Raw genomic sequence first — 20,662 nt, 5'->3', positions numbered from 1 at the left:
CCGAAGGAGGCGCCATGACGTACGACGAGAGCCCCGTCGAGCGCACGATGTCGCTCGACTCCGCGACCCACGTGGACGAGGGCGCGCCTCACCGCCTCGGCCCGCAGGATCAGGCCGCCGTCGAGTCGCTCGGACCCGACCATGCCCTGTTGATCGTCCACCACGGACCCAATATGGGTGCGCGCTTCCTGCTCGACGTCGATGTCACCACGGTGGGCAGGTCCGTGAAGTCGGACATCTTCCTCGACGACGTCACCGTGAGCCGCGAGCACGCGCAGTTCCTGCGTCGCGGCCACGAGTTCGCGGTGCGCGACCAGGGCTCGCTCAACGGGACGTACGTGAACAGGGAGAACATCACGGAGCGCGTGCTCGCCGCGGGCGACGAGGTTCAGATCGGCAAGTACCGGCTGACGTTCCACCCCGGCTCCCAGGCCTGACGCATGGCTCAGGCCGCCCCTCGCGCCCGAGACGACGTCACCCCTGCAGAGGACGAGGCCCACTCTCGCTCCGGTGCACCCGCATCACGCGAGGTGACGTCACCGACAGGCACCTGGCCGCACTCGCTGTCCCACGAGCCGATGCTGCGCGTAAGCGACGTGTTGGGACTCGTCCAGCGACAATTCCCGACACTCACGCCGTCCAAGCTGCGATTCCTCGACTCGAGCGGCCTCGTGACCCCCGAACGCACGCCGTCGGGATACCGCCAGTACTCGCCGGCCGATGTCGAGCGGCTGCGGTTCGTGTTGCGCCAGCAGCGCGACCATTACCGCCCGCTCACCGTGATCAGGGAGCAGCTCGACGCGCTCGATGCGGGACGTCTCCACGAGCCCGTGACCCTCACCGAGATCTCCGAGGCTCCGGACGACTACCTCACCGCAGCCGCCGTCGCCGAGCGGGGCGGCATCACGCGCGACACGCTCGCCGAGCTCGAGGCACTGGGGATCGTCGCGCCCACCGTGCCCGACGGCTATGAGCCCGCTGTGCTCGACGTGGTCGTCGCCTCGGCGGCGTACCTGCGCGCGGGTGGCGATGCGCGCGCGCTGCGCACGCTCGTGCTCGCGGCGCGTCGCGAGGCCGACCGCGCGGAGGCTCATGCCGCGCCGCTTCGGCGCCGCGACCGGGGACAGGCCGAGGCCGCCGCGGCCGAATTCGGCGAGGCGGCGATCGCCGCATTTTCCGCCGTCGTGCGTCAACGAGTGGGAGGATAGGTGCCGTGCGCGCGACACGGCGTCGCGGTCGTTGACCCGGCACCGCGCCACCCCTAACGTTGAAGTCAAGGTTGAAGTTGCGGGTGAATCCGCGAGACAGCGATCCGGAGGACAGATGAGCGACGAGCCCGGCCACCGGCTCCCCCGCGGATCGACCAGGGCATCCTGTTCGATGATGGCCTGCGCACGCTCGACGAAAACACCGGCTATCGCGGCCCGACCGCGTGCAAGGCGGCGGGCATCACCTACCGTCAGCTCGACTACTGGGCACGGACTGGGCTGGTCGAGCCCACGGTGCGCGGCGCGACGGGCTCGGGAACCCAGCGGCTGTACGGCTTCCGCGACATCCTGGTGCTGCGCGTGGTGAAGCGACTGCTCGATTCCGGCGTCTCCCTCCAGCAGATTCGCACCGCAGTCCTGCACCTGCGGGAGCGCGGCGTCGAGGACCTGTCACGGATCACGCTCATGTCCGACGGCGCCTCCGTGTACGAGTGCACGTCGGACGATGAGGTCATCGACCTCGTCCAGGGCGGCCAGGGCGTCTTCGGCATCGCGCTGGGCAAGGTGTGGCGCGAGCTCGAGGGGTCGCTGTCGGCCCTTCCCGCTGACCGCGCCGACGACTCGGCGCGAACGGTCGGGACCGACGAGCTCGCCGCGCGCAGGGCGCGCCGCACCCAGGCGGGCTGACCACACCACCCGCACGGGGCATCGTCCCCTCCCACCCACCTCCTCGGCATCGTCCTCGCCACGCGCCTGCGCGTGCGTGGACCGCGCCGCAACCCCAGCATGGGCGGCTGACTGGTCCATCGAAACCTGGCAGGATGTCCCCCAACGTCGAAGGGAAGCCAATGTTCGCCAAAGTCCTCGTGGCAAACCGTGCAGAGATTGCCGTCAGGGCCTTCAGGGCCTCGGTCGAGAACGGAGCAAAGACGGTCGCCGTCTTCCCGTATGAAGACCGCATGTCCGAGCACCGGGTGAAGGCCGATGAGGCCTATCAGATCGGCGAGGAGGGCCACCCCGTCAAGGCCTACCTCGACATCGAGGCGATCCTCGACGTCGCGAAGCAGGCGGGGGCGGACGCGGTCTATCCGGGATACGGCTTCCTGTCGGAGAACGTCGAGTTCGCTCGCCGCTGCGCCGAGGAAGGCGTGACCTTCGTGGGACCGCCGCCGGAGGTGCTCGCCAAGGCGGGCGACAAGGTCGCCGCGCTCAAGGCAGCGCGCGAGGCCGGCGTGCCCGTGCTCGAGTCCTCGGAGCCCTCGCAGGACCCAGACTTCATCATCGCGGAGGCCGATCGGATCGGCTTCCCCGTGTTCGTCAAGGCCGTCGCGGGCGGAGGCGGGCGCGGCATGCGCCGCGTTGAGCGCCGCGAGGACCTCCCCGAGCTGCTGGCCGCCGCGATGCGCGAGGCAGAGAACGCGTTCGGCGACCCGACCGTGTTTCTCGAGCAGGCCGTGTTGGGGCCGCGCCACATCGAGGTGCAGATCCTCGCCGACGCCGAGGGCAACGTCGTGCACCTGTTCGAGCGTGACTGCTCGGTGCAGCGCCGCCACCAGAAGGTCATCGAGATCGCTCCGGCGCCCGCGCTCGACCCCGCGATCCGCGACGCGCTGTGCGCCGATGCGGTGAAGTTTGCGACCAGCCTGGGCTACGTCAACGCCGGCACCGTGGAGTTCCTGGTCGCGACCGAGGGCGAGCGGGCCGGACAGCACGTGTTCATCGAGATGAACCCGCGCATCCAGGTCGAGCACACCGTGACTGAGGAGGTCACCGGGATCGACCTCGTGAGCTCGCAGCTGCGCATCGCGGCGGGCGAGACGCTCGAGGACATGGGCATCCGCCAGGAGGACATCCAGGTCACCGGCTTTGCGATCCAGACCCGCATCACGACCGAGGACCCCGCGAACGGCTTCCTGCCCGACACCGGGCGCATCGTCGCCTACCGTTCACCCGGCGGCGCCGGCGTGCGCCTCGACGGCGCGACCGGCATGGCGGGCAACGTCATCACGGGTCACTTCGACTCGATGCTCGTCAAGCTCACGTGCCGCGGTCGCGACTTCACGACCGCCGTCCGCCGCGCCCAGCGCGCGCTCGCCGAGTTCCGCATCCGCGGCGTGACCTCCAACATCCAGTTCCTGCGCGCGGTGCTGTCCGACGAGGCCTTCCTCGCGGGCGGCGTCACCACCGCGTTCATCGACCAGCGCCCCGAGCTTCTCGAGGTGGGGGAGAGCCAGGACCGCTCGACCAAGCTGCTCGCGTTCCTGGGACACACGACCGTGAACCGTCCGCTGGGCGAGCACGTCGAGGACGTGGTGCGTCCCGTCGACAAGCTGCCCACGATCGACCTCGCCGCCGAGCCGCGTCCCGGTTCGCGCCAGCGGCTGCTCGAGTTGGGTCCCGAGGGCTTCGCGAAGGCGTTGCGCGATCAGCAGGCGCTCGGTGTCACCGAGACCACGATGCGCGACGCGCATCAGTCGCTCCTCGCGACGCGCGTGCGCACGTACGATCTCCTCGCCGTCGCTGGCCACACCGCGCGGATGACCCCCGAGCTGCTTTCGGTCGAGTGCTGGGGCGGCGCGACCTACGACGTTGCGATGCGCTTCCTGTCCGAGGACCCGTGGCTGCGCCTCGCGGACCTGCGCGAGAAGATGCCGAACATCGCGCTGCAAATGCTGCTGCGCGGACGCAACACCGTGGGCTACACGCCGTACCCCGATGAGGTCGCGGTGGCCTTCGTCGAGGAGGCCGCGGCCACCGGAATCGACATCTTCCGCATCTTCGACGCCCTCAACGACGTCGAGCAGATGCGCCCCGCGATCGAGGCCGTCCGGCGCACCGGCACCGCGGTCGCCGAGGCGACGCTGTGCTACACGGGCAACATGATCTCCCCCGAGGAGAAGCTCTACACGCTTGACTACTACCTGCGCCTCGCGGACCAGCTGGTCGACGCAGGCGCACACATGCTCGCGATCAAAGACATGGCCGGGCTGCTGCGTCCCGCGGCGGCCTACATGCTCGTGTCGGCCCTGCGTGCGCGCTTCGACCTGCCGGTGCACCTGCACACGCACGACACGGCGGGCGGGCAGATCGGCACGCTGCTGGCCGCCGCGGAGGCCGGCGTCGACGCGGTCGACGTCGCGAACGCCGCGATGGCGGGCACCACGTCGCAGCCGTCGATGTCGGCACTTCTCGCGGCGCTCGAGCACACCACGCGCGACACCGGCATCTCTCTGGCCGCCGCGCAGGACCTCGAGCCCTATTGGGAGTCCGTGCGCAAGCTCTACTCGCCGTTCGAGTCGGGTCTTCCGGGACCCACGGGTCGCGTCTACCACCACGAGATCCCCGGTGGTCAGCTGTCGAACCTGCGCCAGCAGGCGATCTCGCTGGGGCTCGCAGACAAGTTCGAGGCCATCGAGGACATGTACGCGGCCGCGAACCGCATCCTCGGCAACCTGGTCAAGGTGACGCCGTCGTCGAAGGTCGTGGGCGATCTCGCGCTGCACCTCGTGGCGAACAACGCGGATCCGGTCGACTTCGAGGAGAACCCCGACAAGTACGACCTTCCCGACTCCGTCATCGGCTTCCTTGCCGGCGAGCTGGGCGACCCGCCGGGCGGCTGGCCCGAGCCGTTCCGCACTAAGGCGCTTCAGGGTCGCGACGTGTCCCGCACGCTGCCGGAGCTCACGGCGGACGACCACGCGGTGCTCGCACAGCCTGGTCCCGAGCGCCAGCGCAGGCTCAACCACCTGCTGTTCCCCGGTCCGGCCAAGGAGTTCGACCAGGCGATCGAGAAGTACGGCGACATCTCGGTGATCGACACGTTCCACTACCTGTACGGCCTCACGGTCGGCTCGGGCGAGGAGGCGGTGATCGAGCTTCACCGCGGCGTGCGCATCATTGCGACCATCGAGGCCGTGGGCGAGCCCGACTCGCACGGCGAGCGCACGGTGATGTTCAACTTCAACGGCTCGATCCGCCCCATTCAGGTGAGGGATCTGTCCGCGAAGGTCGACGTCGTGCAGCGGGAGAAGGCCGACACCGGTCGGCCCGGTCACATCGCGTCGCCGTTCACGGGACTCGTGACGCCGCGTGTCGCCGAGGGCGACGAGGTCGAGGCGGGACAGACGGTCGCGGTGATCGAGGCCATGAAGATGGAGTCCTCGATCACCACTCCGGTGGCCGGTGTCGTGACCCGCGTGGTCATCAACGCCGCGCAGTCACTCGCGGGCGGCGACCTGGTGCTCGTGGTCGAATAGTCGGAGGGCTGGCTGGGCCCTATGTCCCGTCGCACGGCGCGAGCCGGACGGGACGATGGTGGGGTCGAGTCCCCCGAGGAGGTCACCATGAAGGTCCTGGTTGCTGTTGGTTCGAAGTACGGCGCGACGCGCGAGGTGGCGAGGAAGATCGCCGAGGTGATCGGCGAGCACGGCTTCGAGGTGGACTGCGAGGACGCGTGTGACGTCCAGGGCATCCACTACTACGAGGCCGTGATCCTCGGCTCCGCCGTGTATGGCGGGCTGTGGCGCCGTGACGCGTCGGGGCTCGTCAAGGAGCACAGGGACGAGCTGCGGGCCAAGGACGTGTGGATCTTCTCCGTGGGCATGGAGACCGTGGTGAAGCCCGGTCAGCCCCTCGACGAGGCCGACGGCTTCGCGCGTGAGATCTCGGCCCACGAGCACGCGCGCTTCGCCGGCGCGATCGACTGGGACCGGCTCAACGTGGGGGAGAAGGCGCTCATCAAGGCCCTCAACCCTCCGCTCGGAGACTTCCGCGACCTCACCGCCGTGCGGGACTGGGCCGAGGGCGTCGCGACGCAACTCGAGCAGATCGCGGCGGCCTGAAACCTACGGCGCAGAGACGGCCACCGCATAGGGCTCGACTCTGAACCAGCGGCGTGCGAGCCACAGGGACACGTACACGAGTCCCACGAGCACCGGAACCTCAATGAGCGGTCCCACGACGCCCGCGAGAGCCTGACCGGACTGTGCTCCAAAGGTGCCGATCGCAACCGCGATGGCGAGCTCGAAGTTGTTGCCTGCGGCGGTGAAGGCGAGTGTGGTCGACCGCGCGTAGCCGAGCCCCAGCGCCTTGCCCCACGCGATTCCCACGAACCACATCACGGCGAAGTAGACCAGCAGGGGAAGCGCGATGCGGGCGACATCCCAGGGGTTCTGGGTAATCGCCTCTCCCTGGAGCGCGAAGAGCAACACGATCGTGAATAGCAGACCGTAGAGCGCCCACGGCCCGATCACGGGGATGAAGCGCTCCTCGTACCACTCACGGCCCTTGCGCCGTTCGCCGATCCATCGCGACGCGAAGCCCGCAACGAGGGGCACGCCGAGGAACACGAGCACGTTGATCGCGATCTGGCCGATCGAGACGTCAAGCCCTTGCGAATCGAGGCCCAGCCATCCCGGCAGCACGGTGAGGTAGAACCACCCCAGGAGCGAGAAGGCGATGACTTGGAAGACCGAGTTGATGGCGACGAGCACGGCTGTCGCCTCGCGGTCACCGCAGGCGAGGTCGTTCCAGATCACCACCATCGCGATGCACCGCGCGAGACCCACGATGATGAGTCCCGTGCGGTACTCGGGCAGATCGGGCAGAAAGATCCATGCCAAGGCGAACATGACCGCCGGGCCCACGATCCAGTTGAGAATCAGCGATGACGTGAGGAGTCGCTTGTCACCCGTGACAGCCGCCACCTTGTCATATCTGACCTTGGCGAGCACCGGGTACATCATGACAAGGAGACCAAGGCCAATCGGAATCGAGACGCCGCCCACCTCGAGATGACTGAGCCACGCCGAGACCTGCGGGATCAGCCTTCCCAGGAGCACTCCTGCCAGCATCGCGACCGCGATCCAGGCCGGGAGCCAACGGTCCAGCGTCGACAGGCGGTGGGGGGTGACGTGTCCCGTCACGGTGGTCTCGCTCGACATGGTGTCCTCCTGCGCATGTGATCGTCGGCTCTCACCTTATATCGATACTCGTCTATGTACGGACACTCGGGCGCGAGACACGCGTCATACCCGGCCAGGGCATCGTCCCCGCGGGGATATCCTGAGGGTGGGTCCCCACCCGGCAGCGAGGCCGGTGCGATCCATCGCGCCTCGCAGAACAGCTCAACGGAGAGTTCATGTTCACTGTCACCGCAGTCCACGCCGGCGCCACCGCGGCCACCGCCGCCTCGTGGCAGCCCGGCTTCTTCCTCATGGTGCTGGTCCTCGCGGCCGGTGCGGTCGGCTCGGTCGTGGTGGCCGTCCAGAACCGCCACCGCAGGCAATGAGCTAGGTGGCCCTGGGAAGGTCCACCACGCGTGTCTCGCCTGGTACGGGGACGATGCCCCCGCCCGTGAGGGCGGCAAGGTCGGCCTCGAGGTCGGCGATCCTGTCGGGCGCGACCCACACGGCCAGGGTGGCCGTCGCACCATAGGCCGGAGCGTCGAGCACCGCCTGGTGCGTCCCGGCCCACTGGTGGAGCCACGCCGTGACGCGGCCGGCATCGGCGTGCGGCACGTCGATCGTGACACGCGTGCGCAGCCCGCGATCCACGAGGACCGCGCGGTCGATCGTCTCGGAGACCGCGCTTCCGTACGCCCGCACGAGTCCGCCCGCGCCCAGCAGGACGCCGCCGAACCATCGGCTCACGACGGCGACAACGTCGGTGACGCCGCGATGGCGAAGCACCTCGAGCATGGGCACACCGGCGGTGCCCGCGGGTTCGCCGTCGTCGCTTGAGCGTTGCCTGTCGGCGTGGGTCCCGACCACCATGGCGGTGCAGTGGTGGCGCGCGTCCCAGCGGTCCTTGCGGATGCGCGCGATCACCGCGTCAGCCTCCTCGACGGATCCGACCGGCGACAGGTGCGTGAGGAAGACGGACTTCTTGATGACCAGCTCGTGCTCGACCGGCGCCGCGATCGTCGACGGCAGCGAGGGAAGGGTCACTGTGGCAGGGTAGCGGCCAGGGCGGGTCGGGCCGCGTCGCGCGTGTCGGGTGCGCAGGCTACTCGGCGGTGCCGCCCTCGCCACGCAGGTGTCGAATGTCACCCATGGCCGCAATGAGATCTCCCACCGAGTGGTGGGAGTTGCCATGGTGTCGCATCGGCCGATCGGGGTGGAGCACGTAGTGGTTGCGGCGGCCCCGCCGGACGCGCTCAAGGTAGCCGTCTGCCTCGAGGTCATTGAGGATGTTCACCGCTTGGCGGTCGGAGATGCCGACCGCCAGTGCGACCTCGTGAACGGTGAGGTCCGGCTGAGCCGCCACCGTGAGCAGCACGTGCGCGTGGTGCGTAAGGAAGGTCCACGAGGTCACGCCTCCATTGTGCCCACCCGCGTCCTCACGTGCAACAGAGTTCATGTATTGTGACCGATCGATGCACTGCACTTCATGTTTCCATCGGAGGTCCTGATGCTCGAGTCGTTCGTCACCAACTTCTTCTCGGCGCCCGTGCTGGCGTTCGCGCTCGGCATCCTCGCCGCCGCGATCCGTTCCGACCTCAAGGTCCCTGAGCCGGTCACTCAGGCGATCTCGATCTACCTGCTCCTCGCGATTGGCCTCAAGGGGGAGTGGCCCTGCGGGGTGTGCCGCTGGTCGACGTCGCGGCGCCAGCCGCACTCGCAGTGCTGCTCGGCATCCTCGTCCCCGCGGCCGCGTACGGGCTTCTCCGGCTGATCACGCGGCTCAACCGGGATGATCGCGGCTCGATGGCGGCGCACTACGGCTCGACATCCCTCGTGACCTTTACCGCGGCACTCGTGTTCCTCGCCGACTCCGGCATCGAGGTGCCCGCCTACGCGGCGACCATGCTCGCGATCCTCGAGGTCCCCGGCATCCTCGTCGGCATCGTCCTCGCGCGCCGCCACCTCGCCCGCACCGCGGGCTGGGGCGCAACCTTCCACGAGGTGCTCGCGGGCAAGTCGGTCGTGCTGCTGCTCGGCGGGCTCGGGATCGGCGCCGTGCTGGGGGAGGAGGGCTTCGCACCGATCTCGGTCGTCTTCGCCGACGGATTCCGAGGCGTGCTCGTCCTGTTCCTGCTCGCCCTCGGAACCGAGGTCGGCCAGCGCCTGCGCACCTTCCATCACGCGGGTCCGGGCATCTACGCGTTCGCGCTCGGGTTCCCGCCGCTCGTGGGCCTGATCGGCGTCGCTGCCGGCACGCTCGGGGGCTTGGGGTCGGCGGTAGTGCGATCCTCGGCGTCCTGGTCGCATCGGCGTCCTACATCGCCGCGCCGGCCGCCGTCCGCATCGCGCTTCCTCAGGCAAACCTGTCACTCGCGCTCACCGCGAGCATCGGCCTGACCTTCCCGCTCAACCTCACACTCGGCATCCCGCTGCTCACATGGTTCGCCCAGACCCTGGGCGCGTGAGATCAGGCCGCGTCGCGGATGCCCTCCTCGACCGCGGTGAGGGCGAGCGAGAGCGCCGATGCCGCGGGCGCAGCGCTGTCGTCGTGCGGACTGCGCCAGCGCGCGGCCACCTCGATCTGCAGCCCCGCAAGCCCCAGGTGGCGCTGGGCAAGGCTGGTCACGGTGTAGTGAGGGCGCGCGGTGAAGGGGGCGTCGACCACGACCTCGAAGGCGTCGAGCTCGGAACGCAGGATCTCCACCGCGAGGTTCTCCAAAGCGCCGGGGCGCGGTCCGGTGCCCAGGCAGAAGTCCGGGCCGTGGTGGTCGCCCATGCCGTGGATGTCGATGAGCATGCGCGCGGAGTCGCTGAGATCGCGCAGGTGGCGCGAGAACTCATCGTCGCGCTCGTCCCATGTGTCCCACTCGGTGCGCGCGCCGGCCGAGACCACGGCGGAGACGTTCGCGACCTCGCCGGCCAGGAGCGTGAGCGACCCGGTGTGGAGATCGGCCGCCTTCATCGCGCCCGCGCGGTAGTGACGAGTCGCGTGCGGGGCGGTCAGGACGACGGCGCTGGAGCGATCAACGAGCAGCGCGGGGTCGTCGTCCCCGGCGCGCCTGCGCGCGGTCCCAAAGTGCTCGTCGAGCTCTCGCCAGCGAGTGGCGATGTCGGTCACCTCGGTCGCGGCGGTCATCTCAATGGTCATCGTTCCTCCAGCCTTCTCAGGGTGGTCTGCACGCGTGCGCCAGGGTATCGACGCTACCAGGCATGTTGTTCCGAGCCCGGGGGCGCGCCGGGGCTGGGGGTCGTCAGGCGTGGTCCACGACGCGCAGCGGCCCCTCGGCCGGGGTCGGCACCTCGAAGCCATCGAGGTAGGACGCGGCCCGGTCGGGGGGCACCACCACGTCATGCGGCCCGTCGCCCCGGCGCCGAGAAAGGCGCTCGAGGATTATGGAGCGGGGCGTGTCGAGGTAGTAGACCACCGGGACGATTCCGGCGGGACGCAGGCACTCGCGGTAGTCGTCGCGTGACCGGCGCGACCAGAAGGACGTGTCGACGGCGACCGACTCACCCGCGGCCACGAGCGAGAGGAGACGGCGCTGGAGGTCGCGGTGGATCGCCTGCGCGACCTCCTCCGGAACGGGGTGGGACGTGTGGCCCCGGCTCCACGCCTCCTCGTCGAAGGACAGCACCTCGTAGCCCGCGTCGCGGCACGCCCGCGCGACCGTGGACTTGCCGGAGCCCGCGGGGCCGCACACCAAGATGACGCGGTCACTGGGGTGCGGAAGGCGGCTGGACATGATTGGCATCGTAGAGAAGCGTGGGCGTGTGCGTGTGGCCGAGCGGGACCGGGTGTGGCAGTGCGCACGCGGGCTTCGCGACCCGGCGATCGCACCAGGCGATGCGCGAAGGCCGATTCTGGGTCGAAAATCGGCAAATCCTCTGCGCGAAGCGGGGCTGGCGAGTGAGCGGCGGGGGAGTGGAGCGCAGGATCGGTCACTCGCGCGAGGCGCGTCGTGCGGGAACGCGGAGACCCGGATACAGTGCAATGCAGCAGGTAGATCCGGCTCGGTGAAGAGTCGCACGGCTTCGGGGGAGCATGACGGTGAGCGTGTCGTCTCGCAAGTACTTGAGCGCCACTCTCGCCAAGCGTCGCGCCGGTCTCGCGACCGCGGTGGCATCCGTCGCGATTGCGGCCGTGGGCTGCTCGACGCCGGACCCCGTGCCGGAGGGCGAGTACTCGCGCGTCGCGTTCTATGACTCGCTTGAGGCGCTCAGGGCCGACAGCGACGCCGTGGTCGTCGGCCGGGTCATTGATCAGGAGGTAGCAGACGACGTCGAACCTGGGTTCCATTTCACCCTGTCCGATGTCGAAGTGATGGACGCCGATGCGACGTCCGGGCTGGCGGCCGGGGACACCATCGTCGTGCGCCAAGTCGGAGGAGCGGACACTCCGCCGCTGGCCAACCTCCTCGGGCCCGAGAACACGTACCTCTTGTTCTTGACCCTGTCGGGACTGGACGGAAGGCTGGCGACTCAGTTCTATCCGACTGGGGTCGTCGCGGGAATCTACGTCGCACCGGGGATCGACGGCGACACTGTGGAGCCCCTGACATTCACGCAGTTCGAGCGCGACGACGCGGACGACCTTCCGACCGAGATCACCGCGCGGGAAGCTCTGGGCTGGTGATGCGCGGACTGGCCGTGGGTGCGCAAGACATCAGCATGCACGTGCGAGGCGACGAGGAGGAGCGCCGCTGCTACGCGTAATGTCATAATGCGCATTATCGGCGTTAGGCGGAAGGGCGGGCGGAGGCGCGATCGCGACGCCCGGCTCACACCGCCGCGACGCCCTCGGATCGGTCGCCCAGCACCCGACCCATGGCGCGAAGTCCGTCGAGCAACGCCGACCGCTCGGCGTCGGACAGGCCCGACAGGATGCGCACCTCATTGGCCGCGTGCGCGGCGTGCGCGGCTGCCTGGATCTCGACGCCAGCATCGGTGAGCCGCACGCGGACCACGCGGCGGTCGTCATCGTCACGGCGGCGCGTGACAAAGCCGCGCGCCTCGAGGCGCGTCACGCGGTGCGTCGTGGTGCCCGACGTGATGAGCAACGCGCGGTCGAGTTCGCCCGGCGTCAGCTCATAGGGTGCACCCGCACGCCGGAGCGCGCTGAGCACGTCGAACTCCCAACTCTGCAACCCGTACTCGGCAAACACCGCGTCGAGCCGCGCCTGGACCAGCGCCGCGAACCGCGACAAACGTCCGATGATCTCGAGCGCACTCACGTCCAGGTCGGGACACTCCAATGCCCACTGACCCATAATCCGGTCGATCGCGTCCGCCTGCGCCGCCGCGTCCTCGGCGCTTCCCCTGGTATCCGGCTCGGTCATGGCACCATCATGCCAGCGGAATATCTTGACGTCGAGATACCGTTACTATCTTGACATCAAGATATTCGAACGGACCGCCATGAACCGCACCTCGCGCACGGTCGCGCTCACCGCACTCGCCCCGCTCGTGTGGGGCACCACGTACCTCGTCACCACCGAGTTCCTGCCCGCCGATCGCCCGCTGCTCACCGCGACGCTCCGCGCGCTTCCCGCGGGACTCGTGCTCGTCGCCCTCACGCGCACCCTCCCCCGCGGCTCGTGGTGGTGGAAGTCCGCGGTGCTCGGCACGCTCAACATCGGCGCATTCTTCGCGCTCATGTTCGTGGCCGCCTACCGGCTCCCCGGCGGTGTCGCGGCGACGCTCGCCGCGGTGCACCCCCTGCTCGTCACCGCCCTCGCGGGGAGGATCCTCCACGAGCGCGTCACTCCCCTGGCCCGCGCCGCCGCAGGGGTGGGCGTGCTGGGCGTCGCGCTCTTGGTCCTCACCCCCGGAGCTCGCCTCGACGGCTGGGGAATCGTCGCCGGGCTGGGCTCGGCGGCCGCGACGGCCGCCGGCGTACTCCTGACCAAGCGCTGGGGCAGGCCGTCCTCACTCGTCGCGTTCACGGGCTGGCAACTGATCGCGGGTGGACTCGTCCTTGCGGTGGCGCTGCTCGCCGTGGAGGGCCTTCCCGACGGCCTCACCGCCATCAACCTCGCCGGCTACGCGTGGCTCGCCCTGCCCGGCACGGCGCTCGCCTACCTGGCCTGGTTCTCGGGAATCCTGCGCCTGCCCGCGGCGCGTGTGAGCCTGCTGAGCTTCCTCACGCCCCTCACCGCGGGCGCGCTGGGCTGGATGATCCTCGGCCAGTCGCTCTCGACGACGCAACTCGTGGGCGGCGCTTTCGTGTTGGGAGCGGTCGGCGTGGGCGCCGTGGCCGGGCGAAGGGACGATGCTGGCAGGAGGGCCGACGTGCCAGTCGAGGTGGCCGCGGAACAACCGGCAGTCAGCAATCGTTCCGTCCTTGTGCAGGTCACGTGACCGCACGGAAGGAGGACCGCCATGGCCGATCGCGCGCTTCGAGGAATGCGACTGGGAACCCAGTCGATGGAGTCGATCCACAACGCCGAGCTCGCCGAGCGTGTCGAGGTGCACTATGACTGCCCTAACGGACACGTCATGTCGATGCCCTTCTCCGTCGAGGCCGACGTTCCGCTGTCGTGGGAGTGCCACTGCGGCGCCCTCGCGCTCCTCAGGGACGGCGACCGCCCCGAGCCCAAGGACGTCAAGCCGCAGCGCACGCACTGGGACATGCTCCTGGAGCGTCGCACGATCCCGGAGCTCGAGGAGCTCCTGGAGGAGCGTCTCGAGCTGCTTCGCGCGAGCCGCCGCTAGCGGCAGCCGACACCCCGAGCCGACGGCCTCACCTCACGGTGGGGCCGTTTTCTCGTGCTCCTCAGTGGCGTCCGCGTACCAGCCCCGCCGCCTGCCTGGCGCGATGCGCGGCGCCCCACGCCGTCACCTTGATCAGCGCCTCGCGAATGATCGCGCCGCTCATCTTCGACGTGCCCGCCTCGCGCTCCACGAAAGTGATGGGCACCTCGACGACGGATCCACCCGCACGGATCACGCGCCACGCCATGTCCACCTGGAAGCAATAGCCCTGGGACTCGACCGCGGCCAGGTCCAGCCGGCGCAGCATCGTCGCGCGGTAGACGCGGAAGCCGGCGGTGGCGTCCTTGACGCGCAGGCCCAGCGCGAGGCGCACGTACGTGTTCGCCCCCGTGGACAGCCACAGGCGATGGCGCGGCCAGTTGACCACCTCTCCCCCGTCGACCCACCGCGATCCGATCACGAGGTCGGCCTCGCCCGCGCGCGCGAGCAGCCGCGGCAGATCCACCGCACGGTGGGAACCGTCGGCGTCCATCTCGCACAGCAGGTCATAGCCCCGCTCGAGGCCCCACGCGAAGCCCGCGAGGTACGCGGCGCCCAGCCCGTCCTTCGCCGTGCGGCGCAGCACCTGGACCCGGGCATCGTCCCTGCTTCTGGACTCGGCCCAGTCGCCCGTTCCGTCGGGAGAGCCGTCGTCGACCACCAGAATGTCGACCTCGGGGGCGGCCGCGAGCACGGCGTCGAGCTGGCGCGGGAGCGACTCGCGCTCGTTGTAGGTGGGGATGATGACCAGGGTGCGGCTCACCAGTCATACCTTTCGGCGATGCGGCGGCGGATCGCGAGGAGCGCGATCGCCGTCGGAACAATGAGGACACCCCAGCCGATGAACCAGCCGAGTCGCACCGCAGGCGTGAGCTCGGTGCGCAGGCCGACCTTCTCGACCATGTGATCCGCCGTGAACAGGTCGGTGCCGTCGATCACGCGACCGCTCGGGTCGACCACCGCGCTCACGCCCACCGTGGAGATCTGGATGGCCCAGCGGCCCGTCTCGATCGCCCGGATCCGCGTCATCTGGAGCTGCTGCGTGCTCTCTGCGGTGCGTCCGAAGGTCGCGTTGTTGGTGGGGACGATCAGCAGCTCCGCGCCCGACGCGACGGCCTCGCGCACGATCGAGTCGTAGGCCACCTCGAAGCAGATCGGCGTCGCAATGCGCACGGCACGATCGAGGGACGCGATGGGCGCCTCGACCACGGCGGCGCGGCTGCCCGCGAGCATGTCCACCACGTTGTCGACCACGGGCGTGACCTGACGAGCGAGGTCGCGCAACGGCACGTACTCGGCGAAGGGCGCCGGCCGCTGCTTCGAGTAGGTGTCGAGCACCGTGCCCTGCGTGCCGTACAGGAGCATCGTGTTGTAGCGGCCGTCCGGGGGCGTGTAGTCAACCGTCCCGAGCAGCAGCGGCACGCCGGTCGCGGCGATCGCCTGGTCGACGGCCTCCTGCGTCGCGGCGTCGACCCTCGGATCGATGTCGGCCGCGTTCTCGGGCCACACCACGAGGTCGGGCGCGGACTCGGCGGACTCGGCCATGCGCACGGTCTCCGCAAGATGGTTCTGGGTGACCTCACGGGCCTGGTCGAACGAGTCAAGCCCGCGGTCGGGGACGTTGCCCTGAATGGCGGCCACGCGCAAGGTTCCGGCCTGCGCCTGCCCGTCGAGCGGAACAACGTATCCCGCGGCAAGCAGTCCCAGCGCGAGCACGGGCGCGATCGTTGCGGTCACCGCGCGCCGGGTCCGCGCGGCCTCCCACGCGAGGCCGACGAGCGCGCCGGCGAGCACCGTGACGAGGCTCACGAGTGGCACGCCACCGGCCCACGCGAGCCGCGCGACGGGCGTGTCGATCATCGCGTAGCCCAACCGTCCCCACGGGAAGCCGCCGAACGGAAGCATCGACCTCAGCTGCTCGGAGGCGACCCACAGCAACGCAAACACCGGAGCGAGCGCCCAGCGGTGCGTGTCGAGCATGCCCGAGCGGCGCACATGCGCCCACGCGGCGCCCACGAGCGCCCACGCGAGCCCCTCCGCGGCGCTCAGCGCGATCCATGGCACCAGCCCCACCGCGACGTTCGCCCACCACAGGTGCGGGAGCATGAAGGCCGTGCCGTAGACCCAACCGAGAGCGAAGCCACCCCAGGCCGTGGCGCGCTCGAGCGTCCACCACAGCACCGCGACGGAGGCCGGGGCGAGGTACCACCAGCCCGTGTCGGGAAACGCGAGATTGAGACCCACACCCGCGACGGCGGCCAGCAGCAGGTTCCTCAGTCCGGTCAGCACCAGCCAAGCGTAAGCGAGCCGACCGGCCCCTCCGGACAGGCGCGGCCGCTCTCAGTACGCGACGACTCCCCTGCGGATCGCCTTGATCGCGGTGAGCGCCGCGCCGCGCACCGAGGCGCTCGGCGCGACCTCCGCGATCTGGTCGAGGGCGTCGATCACCTGCTTGCACCAGCGCACCATGTCACCCGCCGCGAGGTCCGATCCCTTGAGCACGGCATCGAGGCCCTTGCCCTGCGTCCACCCGTGGATGGGGCCCACGATCCCCCAGTGGGGCGGCGGAAGGTCGGGAAGGCCGCGCTCCTTCTGCAGGTCGTCGACCGTCGACCACAGGCGCACGGTGTCACGCAGCGCCGTGCCCAGGACGCCCCTGGGGCCTCCTGGGATGTTCGGGGGACGCGTCTCGTCCTCCCGTCGCCCCTGGTACAGCAGCGATGAGACGGCCGCAGCCAGCGCGGGGGCGTGCAGTCCCTCCCACGCGCCCGTGCGCAGCGCCTCCGCGATGACGATGTCGTTCTCGGCGTAGAGCCTGCGCATCATCTCCCCGGCGCGGGTCAGTTCGGGAACGCCGTCGACCGTGTCGACGTAGCCGAGCGCGTCGAGGATCTGCAGGCGCTTGTCGAACACCTTCGCGATCGAGCCCGTCGCGCGCTGAATCTCCCCCACGACGCGGTCCTTGTCGCGCAGCGTGCGGTGATAGCGCTCGGCCCAGCGGGCGTGGGTCTCTCGATCGGGGCACTGGTGACAGGGGTGTTCGCGCAGGAGACGGCGCACCTCAAGCTCCTGCGCGGCGTTGCCGCCCGAGGCGTCACCGGCCTCCTCGGCGGCCGCGGCACGCGCCTTCGCCCTGCGCAGGGCGAAGTCCCCTCGCGACTCCTCGACGACCTGCGCGAGTTCGCGGCGGCTGCGCGCGTTGCGCGGGTCGAAACGGCGCGGCATGCGCACCGTGCCCACGGTCTCAATCCCGTGATGGAGCTCCGACACCGCGAGGCGGTGCACGCGGGCGTGCTCGGTCACCACGGTGGGCCGGGGAGCCACGGGGTTGTCGTCCGCCTCGACCACGACCGCGAGGCCCGAGCGGCGGCCGCCACCCACCCGGATCACGTCCCCTCGGCGCAGCGCGGCGAGCGTCGCCGCTGTCGCCTCCTTGCGCACGCGCGCGCTCGTGCGCGACGCGTTCTTCTGCAGCCTGCTCAGGCGCTCCCGCAGCGCCGCGTACTCGATGAAGTCGCCGCGGTCACACGCCACGGCCTCGGCGTAGCCCGCGAGCGTCGCGTCGAGCTCCTTGGCGCGCCGGGCCTTGCCCACGACGGACTGGTCCGCCTGGTACTGCGCGAAGGACATCTCGAGCACCTCGCGCGCACGCTCGACGCCCAGCGTCGCCACGAGGTTGATCGCCATGTTGTAGGTGGGCTGGAACGAGCTGATGAGCGGGTAGGTCCGCCGCGACGCGAGGCGACCCAGCTGGGTCGCGTCGAAGCCGGGATGCTCGACCACCACCGCATGGCCCTCGACGTCGATGCCGCGGCGACCGGCACGGCCCGTGAGCTGCGTGTACTCCCCCGCCGTGAGGTCCTTATGGCCCTGGCCGTCCCACTTCACGAGCTTCTCGAGCACCACCGACCGCGCGGGCATGTTGATCCCGAGCGCGAGGGTCTCCGTCGCGAACACCACGCGCAGCAGCCCCGCGACGAAGAGTTCCTCGACCACCTCCTTGAACAGCGGGATCATGCCGGCGTGATGCGCCGCGATGCCCGCCTCGAGGTTGTCGCGCCAGCGCGCGTAGCCGAGCGCGCCGAGGTCCGCGGCGGGCAGCGCCGAACAGCGCTCCTCGACGATTCGCGAGATCTCGTGGCGCTCCGCCTCGGTGGTCAGCACCATTCCTGCAGCGCGCACCTGGTCGACCGCGTCCTCGCAGCCGGCGCGCGAGAACACGAAGACGATCGCGGGGAGCAGGCCCTGCTGGTCGAGCACGTCGATGACCGCGAAGCGCGGCGGCGCGCGCCGACCCGCGGGGCGCCTGCCGCCGCGCGTCGGGCGTCCGCCCACGCGGGCGCCCGCCCTCGAGTCCTCGTATCGCGACCTCTTGGTGATCGCCTCGAGCTCGGGGTTGAGCGCAGGGGTGAGGCCGGGCGCCTGCGGATCGACGCCCGGCGCGTAGAGGTCGAAGATGCCCTCGCGCAGGAGCACGTGCGGCCACAGCGGCACGGGACGATGCTCGGAGACCACGACGCGCGTGTCGCCGCGTACCTCGCTCAGCCACGCCCCGAACTCCTCGGCATTCGAGACCGTGGCGGACAGCGCGACGATGCTCGTGCGCTCGGCGAGGTGAATGATGACCTCTTCCCACACGGATCCGCGGAACCGGTCCGCGAGGTAGTGGACCTCGTCGAGGATGACCACCCCCAGCCGGTCGAGCGTCGAGGATCCCGCGTAGATCATGTTGCGCAGGACCTCGGTGGTCATCACGACGATGTCCGCGTCGGGGTTGATCGTCGTGTCGCCCGTGAGCAGGCCCACCTTGCCCGGTCCGTAGGCGCGCGTCAGGTCGTGGAACTTCTGGTTCGACAGCGCCTTGATCGGGGTCGTGTAGAAGGACTTCTCGCCCTGACGGAACGCGTGGCGCACGGCGTACTCGCCCACGAGCGTCTTTCCCGCTCCCGTCGGAGCGGCGACCAGCACGCTGTGGCCCTCGGCCACCGCCTCGCACGCCGCGCGCTGGAAGGGGTCGAGCGGGAACGACAGCTCGCCTTCGAACTCGGCGAGGTCGGCGTGGCGCCTGCGCGCCCGGTCCGCGGCGTAGCGCTCGGCGGGAGAGGTCATACCGCCAGGCTACTGGCCCAGGTCCGCCCGTCCGCCCAGCACCGTGAGCGCGCGGGGCGCGACGGTGACCTTGAGCGGCGTGGCCCCCACGAGCTCGCCGTCCGCGAACGCAGGCGGCAGTGCCGCGCCGGAGGGGTCCGGCGCGATCTCGACCGTCTGTGCCTCGACGAACCGCACGCGCGGGTCGCTCACGTGGCTGCCGTCGCGCAGCTTCGGGAACAGGCGCAGGATGTCGAGGCGCGACATGGGCTCGGCGAGCACGAGTTCGAGCGTGCCGTCGTTCACCGACGAGCCTGGCGACACGATGAGCCCGCCGCCAAACACGCGCGCGTTGGCGACCGCGACGAGCGTGCAGCGCTGCGTCCACTCCTTGCCGTCGACCCGGAGCCGCACGCCGTACGGCGAGAAGCGCGGGATCTCGCGCATCGTCGCGACCGTGTACTTCAGCGGGCCCCGAGGATGCGTAATGCTGCGCGCATACGACGCGACGGCGGCATCGATTCCCGCCGACAACACCGCGCCGAAGAACCTGGGCCGCGCCGGCTCCTCGATCGCGTCGCCCACGACCTTGCCCACGTCGATGCTCACGGTCTCGCCGCGCAGACCGTCCTCGATGCGTGCAACCGCGGCCGCGATGTCGTGACGCGGGAGACCGACCGCCGAGGCGATGTCGTCACCCGAGCCGGCCGCGACGATTCCCAGGGGAAGCTTCCGCTCGGCACACACCTGCAGCCCCAGATGGGCCATGCCGTCTCCGCCGACGACGACGAGGGCGTCGAGTTCGCGCCGATGCCGCATGGCCGCCTCGTAGGACGCGGCCCATGAGCCGCGGGACAGGTCGATGAGCCGATGCCCACCCGCGGCAAGCGCCGCCTTCGCCTCGGTTCCCCACTTCGCGCCGCGCCCCGACCCCGAGGTGGGGTTCGTGATGATCCCGAGGGTCCTCACGCGGTCACGTCCGTGCGCGGCCGCCGTGCCACCGCGCGCTCGCGGAGCCGCGAGATGCCCACCGCCACGAAGTACAACGCCACCATCGGACCGGCCATGAAGAGCATCGTCACGGCATCGGGCGTCGGGGTGAGAATCGCGGCAGCGATGAAGATGAGCATGATCGCCCACCGCCATCCGCGCGCCCACGTGCGCGCGGGCACCAGGCCCACCCACGTGAGCGCGACCATGACCACGGGGAAGACGAAGGCGAGTCCGAACGCGAGCACCAGCCTCATCGCGAACGTCATGAACATCTGCGCATCGAGGTAGTTCGCCGCGCCCTCGGGGGTGAAGCCGGTGAGCACGCTGGTCGCGCGCGGGAAGACCCACGCACCGAACGCGACGCCCCCGAAGAACAGCGGAATCGCGGCCCCGAGGAAGGCGAACGTGTAGCGCCGCTCGCGTTGGTGAAGACCGGGAGCGACGAAGGCCCAGAGCTGATAGAGCCACCACGGGGCGCTCACGACGATCCCGAGCACGAGCGACATCTTGAGCTGCATGTCGAGCGCGGTCGCGATGCCGGCGAAGTTAACCTCGATGTTCGCGCCGTCTCGCTCGGCGGCCTCGAGGATCGGGCGCTGCAGCGCCTCGAACACGGGCGTGTAGAGGTACCAGCCCACGACCATGCCGACGGCGATGCCGGCGGCCGCAAGGATGAGGCGCTTGCGGAACTCCCTCAGGTGCTCGGCGAGGGACATCCGA

The 20,662-nt window shown here is 70.0% G+C and carries 20 protein-coding genes and 1 pseudogene; 10 read left to right on the top strand and 11 right to left on the bottom strand.

Going from position 1 to position 20,662, the window contains the following annotated elements; translation table 11 throughout:
- Nucleotides 1-14: 14 nt before the first annotated feature.
- The 5 genes from QUE44_RS04005 to QUE44_RS03985 all read left to right on the top strand — a co-directional run bounded on the left by QUE44_RS04005 (nucleotide 15) and on the right by QUE44_RS03985 (nucleotide 6,049).
- Nucleotides 15-437 carry an FHA domain-containing protein gene (locus QUE44_RS04005; protein ID WP_425557941.1) on the top strand — a complete coding sequence of 141 codons (423 nt, stop codon included), beginning with the start codon at nucleotides 15-17 and terminating at the stop codon, nucleotides 435-437.
- A gap of 141 nt (nucleotides 438-578) precedes the next feature.
- Nucleotides 579-1,208: a transcriptional regulator FtsR gene (ftsR, locus tag QUE44_RS04000; RefSeq protein WP_286215989.1), complete on the top strand. Its 630-nt coding sequence runs from the start codon at nucleotides 579-581 to the stop codon at nucleotides 1,206-1,208.
- Between the two features lie 102 nt (nucleotides 1,209-1,310).
- Entirely contained in the window at nucleotides 1,311-1,895 is a 585-nt protein-coding gene (locus tag QUE44_RS03995; RefSeq protein ID WP_286216664.1) for a MerR family transcriptional regulator, read from the top strand.
- A 161-nt stretch (nucleotides 1,896-2,056) separates the two neighbouring features.
- The gene (locus QUE44_RS03990) at nucleotides 2,057-5,464 is read left to right on the top strand and encodes a pyruvate carboxylase (RefSeq protein ID WP_286215988.1); all 3,408 of its coding nucleotides are present in this window, start codon (nucleotides 2,057-2,059) and stop codon (nucleotides 5,462-5,464) included.
- 87 nt (nucleotides 5,465-5,551) lie between these two features.
- Nucleotides 5,552-6,049 (top strand): flavodoxin domain-containing protein, encoded by a 498-nt coding sequence (locus tag QUE44_RS03985; RefSeq protein ID WP_286215987.1) that lies wholly within the window; start codon nucleotides 5,552-5,554, stop codon nucleotides 6,047-6,049.
- Between the two features lie 3 nt (nucleotides 6,050-6,052).
- Here the strand turns inward: QUE44_RS03985 and arsB are convergent, their stop codons facing one another.
- Entirely contained in the window at nucleotides 6,053-7,150 is a 1,098-nt protein-coding gene (gene arsB, locus QUE44_RS03980) for an ACR3 family arsenite efflux transporter (RefSeq protein ID WP_286215986.1), read from the bottom strand.
- A 197-nt stretch (nucleotides 7,151-7,347) separates the two neighbouring features.
- On the opposite strand from arsB, the gene QUE44_RS03975 reads away from it, so the two are divergent.
- Nucleotides 7,348-7,497: a hypothetical protein gene (locus QUE44_RS03975; RefSeq protein WP_286215985.1), complete on the top strand. Its 150-nt coding sequence runs from the start codon at nucleotides 7,348-7,350 to the stop codon at nucleotides 7,495-7,497.
- A 1-nt stretch (nucleotide 7,498) separates the two neighbouring features.
- On the opposite strand, the gene QUE44_RS03970 is transcribed toward QUE44_RS03975, so the two are convergent.
- Both QUE44_RS03970 and QUE44_RS03965 read right to left on the bottom strand, forming a co-directional pair.
- On the bottom strand, nucleotides 7,499-8,155 hold the full coding sequence (locus QUE44_RS03970) for an IMPACT family protein (protein WP_286215983.1): 657 nt from the start codon (nucleotides 8,153-8,155) through the stop codon (nucleotides 7,499-7,501).
- A 58-nt stretch (nucleotides 8,156-8,213) separates the two neighbouring features.
- Entirely contained in the window at nucleotides 8,214-8,522 is a 309-nt protein-coding gene (locus QUE44_RS03965; RefSeq protein ID WP_286215981.1) for a helix-turn-helix transcriptional regulator, read from the bottom strand.
- Nucleotides 8,523-8,597: 75 nt separating this feature from the next.
- Between QUE44_RS03965 and QUE44_RS03955 the strand changes: the two are divergent.
- Nucleotides 8,598-9,576, top strand: a pseudogene (locus QUE44_RS03955) (sodium-dependent bicarbonate transport family permease).
- Between the two features lie 2 nt (nucleotides 9,577-9,578).
- Here the strand turns inward: QUE44_RS03955 and QUE44_RS03950 are convergent.
- Together QUE44_RS03950 and QUE44_RS03945 are read right to left on the bottom strand one after the other, a co-directional pair.
- Nucleotides 9,579-10,259, bottom strand: coding sequence for an N-formylglutamate amidohydrolase (locus tag QUE44_RS03950; RefSeq protein WP_286215977.1), 681 nt, complete (start codon nucleotides 10,257-10,259; stop codon nucleotides 9,579-9,581).
- Between the two features lie 103 nt (nucleotides 10,260-10,362).
- On the bottom strand, nucleotides 10,363-10,854 hold the full coding sequence (locus QUE44_RS03945; protein WP_286215975.1) for a P-loop nucleotide/nucleoside kinase family protein: 492 nt from the start codon (nucleotides 10,852-10,854) through the stop codon (nucleotides 10,363-10,365).
- Nucleotides 10,855-11,228: 374 nt separating this feature from the next.
- On the opposite strand from QUE44_RS03945, the gene QUE44_RS03940 reads away from it, so the two are divergent.
- Nucleotides 11,229-11,744, top strand: a complete 516-nt coding sequence (locus tag QUE44_RS03940) for a hypothetical protein (RefSeq protein WP_286215974.1) — start codon at nucleotides 11,229-11,231, stop codon at nucleotides 11,742-11,744.
- A 145-nt stretch (nucleotides 11,745-11,889) separates the two neighbouring features.
- Here QUE44_RS03940 and QUE44_RS03935 read toward each other — a convergent pair whose 3' ends face one another.
- Nucleotides 11,890-12,447: a MarR family winged helix-turn-helix transcriptional regulator gene (locus tag QUE44_RS03935; protein WP_286215972.1), complete on the bottom strand. Its 558-nt coding sequence runs from the start codon at nucleotides 12,445-12,447 to the stop codon at nucleotides 11,890-11,892.
- Between the two features lie 79 nt (nucleotides 12,448-12,526).
- Between QUE44_RS03935 and QUE44_RS03930 the strand changes: the two genes are divergently transcribed.
- Both QUE44_RS03930 and QUE44_RS03925 read left to right on the top strand, forming a co-directional pair.
- Nucleotides 12,527-13,468 carry an EamA family transporter gene (locus QUE44_RS03930; protein WP_286215971.1) on the top strand — a complete coding sequence of 314 codons (942 nt, stop codon included), beginning with the start codon at nucleotides 12,527-12,529 and terminating at the stop codon, nucleotides 13,466-13,468.
- A 21-nt stretch (nucleotides 13,469-13,489) separates the two neighbouring features.
- Nucleotides 13,490-13,822 (top strand): RNA polymerase-binding protein RbpA, encoded by a 333-nt coding sequence (locus QUE44_RS03925; protein WP_286215970.1) that lies wholly within the window; start codon nucleotides 13,490-13,492, stop codon nucleotides 13,820-13,822.
- A 61-nt stretch (nucleotides 13,823-13,883) separates the two neighbouring features.
- On the opposite strand, the gene QUE44_RS03920 is transcribed toward QUE44_RS03925, so the two are convergent.
- The 5 genes from QUE44_RS03920 to tatC are packed head-to-tail and all read right to left on the bottom strand — an operon-like array spanning nucleotide 13,884 to nucleotide 20,658.
- Complete coding sequence (locus tag QUE44_RS03920) at nucleotides 13,884-14,627, bottom strand: polyprenol monophosphomannose synthase (protein WP_286216663.1); 744 nt, start codon at nucleotides 14,625-14,627, stop codon at nucleotides 13,884-13,886.
- Nucleotides 14,621-16,150 (bottom strand): apolipoprotein N-acyltransferase, encoded by a 1,530-nt coding sequence (gene lnt / locus QUE44_RS03915; RefSeq protein ID WP_286215969.1) that lies wholly within the window; start codon nucleotides 16,148-16,150, stop codon nucleotides 14,621-14,623. Before lnt ends, QUE44_RS03920 begins: the two co-directional genes overlap by 7 nt.
- Nucleotides 16,151-16,201: 51 nt before the next feature.
- Nucleotides 16,202-18,970: a DEAD/DEAH box helicase gene (locus QUE44_RS03910; RefSeq protein ID WP_286215968.1), complete on the bottom strand. Its 2,769-nt coding sequence runs from the start codon at nucleotides 18,968-18,970 to the stop codon at nucleotides 16,202-16,204.
- Between the two features lie 9 nt (nucleotides 18,971-18,979).
- The gene (locus tag QUE44_RS03905) at nucleotides 18,980-19,918 is read right to left on the bottom strand and encodes a diacylglycerol/lipid kinase family protein (protein WP_286215967.1); all 939 of its coding nucleotides are present in this window, start codon (nucleotides 19,916-19,918) and stop codon (nucleotides 18,980-18,982) included.
- A complete protein-coding gene (tatC, locus tag QUE44_RS03900; protein ID WP_286215966.1) occupies nucleotides 19,915-20,658 on the bottom strand; it encodes a twin-arginine translocase subunit TatC in 744 nt (247 codons plus the stop codon). The genes QUE44_RS03905 and tatC overlap by 4 nt, the downstream gene beginning before the upstream one ends.
- Nucleotides 20,659-20,662: the final 4 nt, after the last annotated feature.

This window comes from Demequina sediminis, from assembly GCF_030296675.1.
Lineage (GTDB): Bacteria > Actinomycetota > Actinomycetes > Actinomycetales > Demequinaceae > Demequina > Demequina sediminis.
This window is presented reverse-complemented; position numbering and strand designations above follow the sequence as displayed.

What these genes read in the sequence shown, in the direction of transcription:
- QUE44_RS04005 (WP_425557941.1), top strand. Translation starts at nt 15, where the DNA reads ATGACGTACGACGAGAGCCCCGTCGAGCGCACGATGTCGCTCGACTCC.
- ftsR (WP_286215989.1), top strand. Translation starts at nt 579, where the DNA reads ATGCTGCGCGTAAGCGACGTGTTGGGACTCGTCCAGCGACAATTCCCG.
- QUE44_RS03990 (WP_286215988.1), top strand. Translation starts at nt 2,057, where the DNA reads ATGTTCGCCAAAGTCCTCGTGGCAAACCGTGCAGAGATTGCCGTCAGG.
- QUE44_RS03985 (WP_286215987.1), top strand. Translation starts at nt 5,552, where the DNA reads ATGAAGGTCCTGGTTGCTGTTGGTTCGAAGTACGGCGCGACGCGCGAG.
- arsB (WP_286215986.1), bottom strand. Translation starts at nt 7,150, where the DNA reads ATGTCGAGCGAGACCACCGTGACGGGACACGTCACCCCCCACCGCCTG.
- QUE44_RS03975 (WP_286215985.1), top strand. Translation starts at nt 7,348, where the DNA reads ATGTTCACTGTCACCGCAGTCCACGCCGGCGCCACCGCGGCCACCGCC.
- QUE44_RS03950 (WP_286215977.1), bottom strand. Translation starts at nt 10,259, where the DNA reads ATGACCATTGAGATGACCGCCGCGACCGAGGTGACCGACATCGCCACT.
- QUE44_RS03945 (WP_286215975.1), bottom strand. Translation starts at nt 10,854, where the DNA reads ATGTCCAGCCGCCTTCCGCACCCCAGTGACCGCGTCATCTTGGTGTGC.
- QUE44_RS03935 (WP_286215972.1), bottom strand. Translation starts at nt 12,447, where the DNA reads ATGACCGAGCCGGATACCAGGGGAAGCGCCGAGGACGCGGCGGCGCAG.
- QUE44_RS03930 (WP_286215971.1), top strand. Translation starts at nt 12,527, where the DNA reads ATGAACCGCACCTCGCGCACGGTCGCGCTCACCGCACTCGCCCCGCTC.
- QUE44_RS03925 (WP_286215970.1), top strand. Translation starts at nt 13,490, where the DNA reads ATGGCCGATCGCGCGCTTCGAGGAATGCGACTGGGAACCCAGTCGATG.
- QUE44_RS03910 (WP_286215968.1), bottom strand. Translation starts at nt 18,970, where the DNA reads ATGACCTCTCCCGCCGAGCGCTACGCCGCGGACCGGGCGCGCAGGCGC.
- tatC (WP_286215966.1), bottom strand. Translation starts at nt 20,658, where the DNA reads ATGTCCCTCGCCGAGCACCTGAGGGAGTTCCGCAAGCGCCTCATCCTT.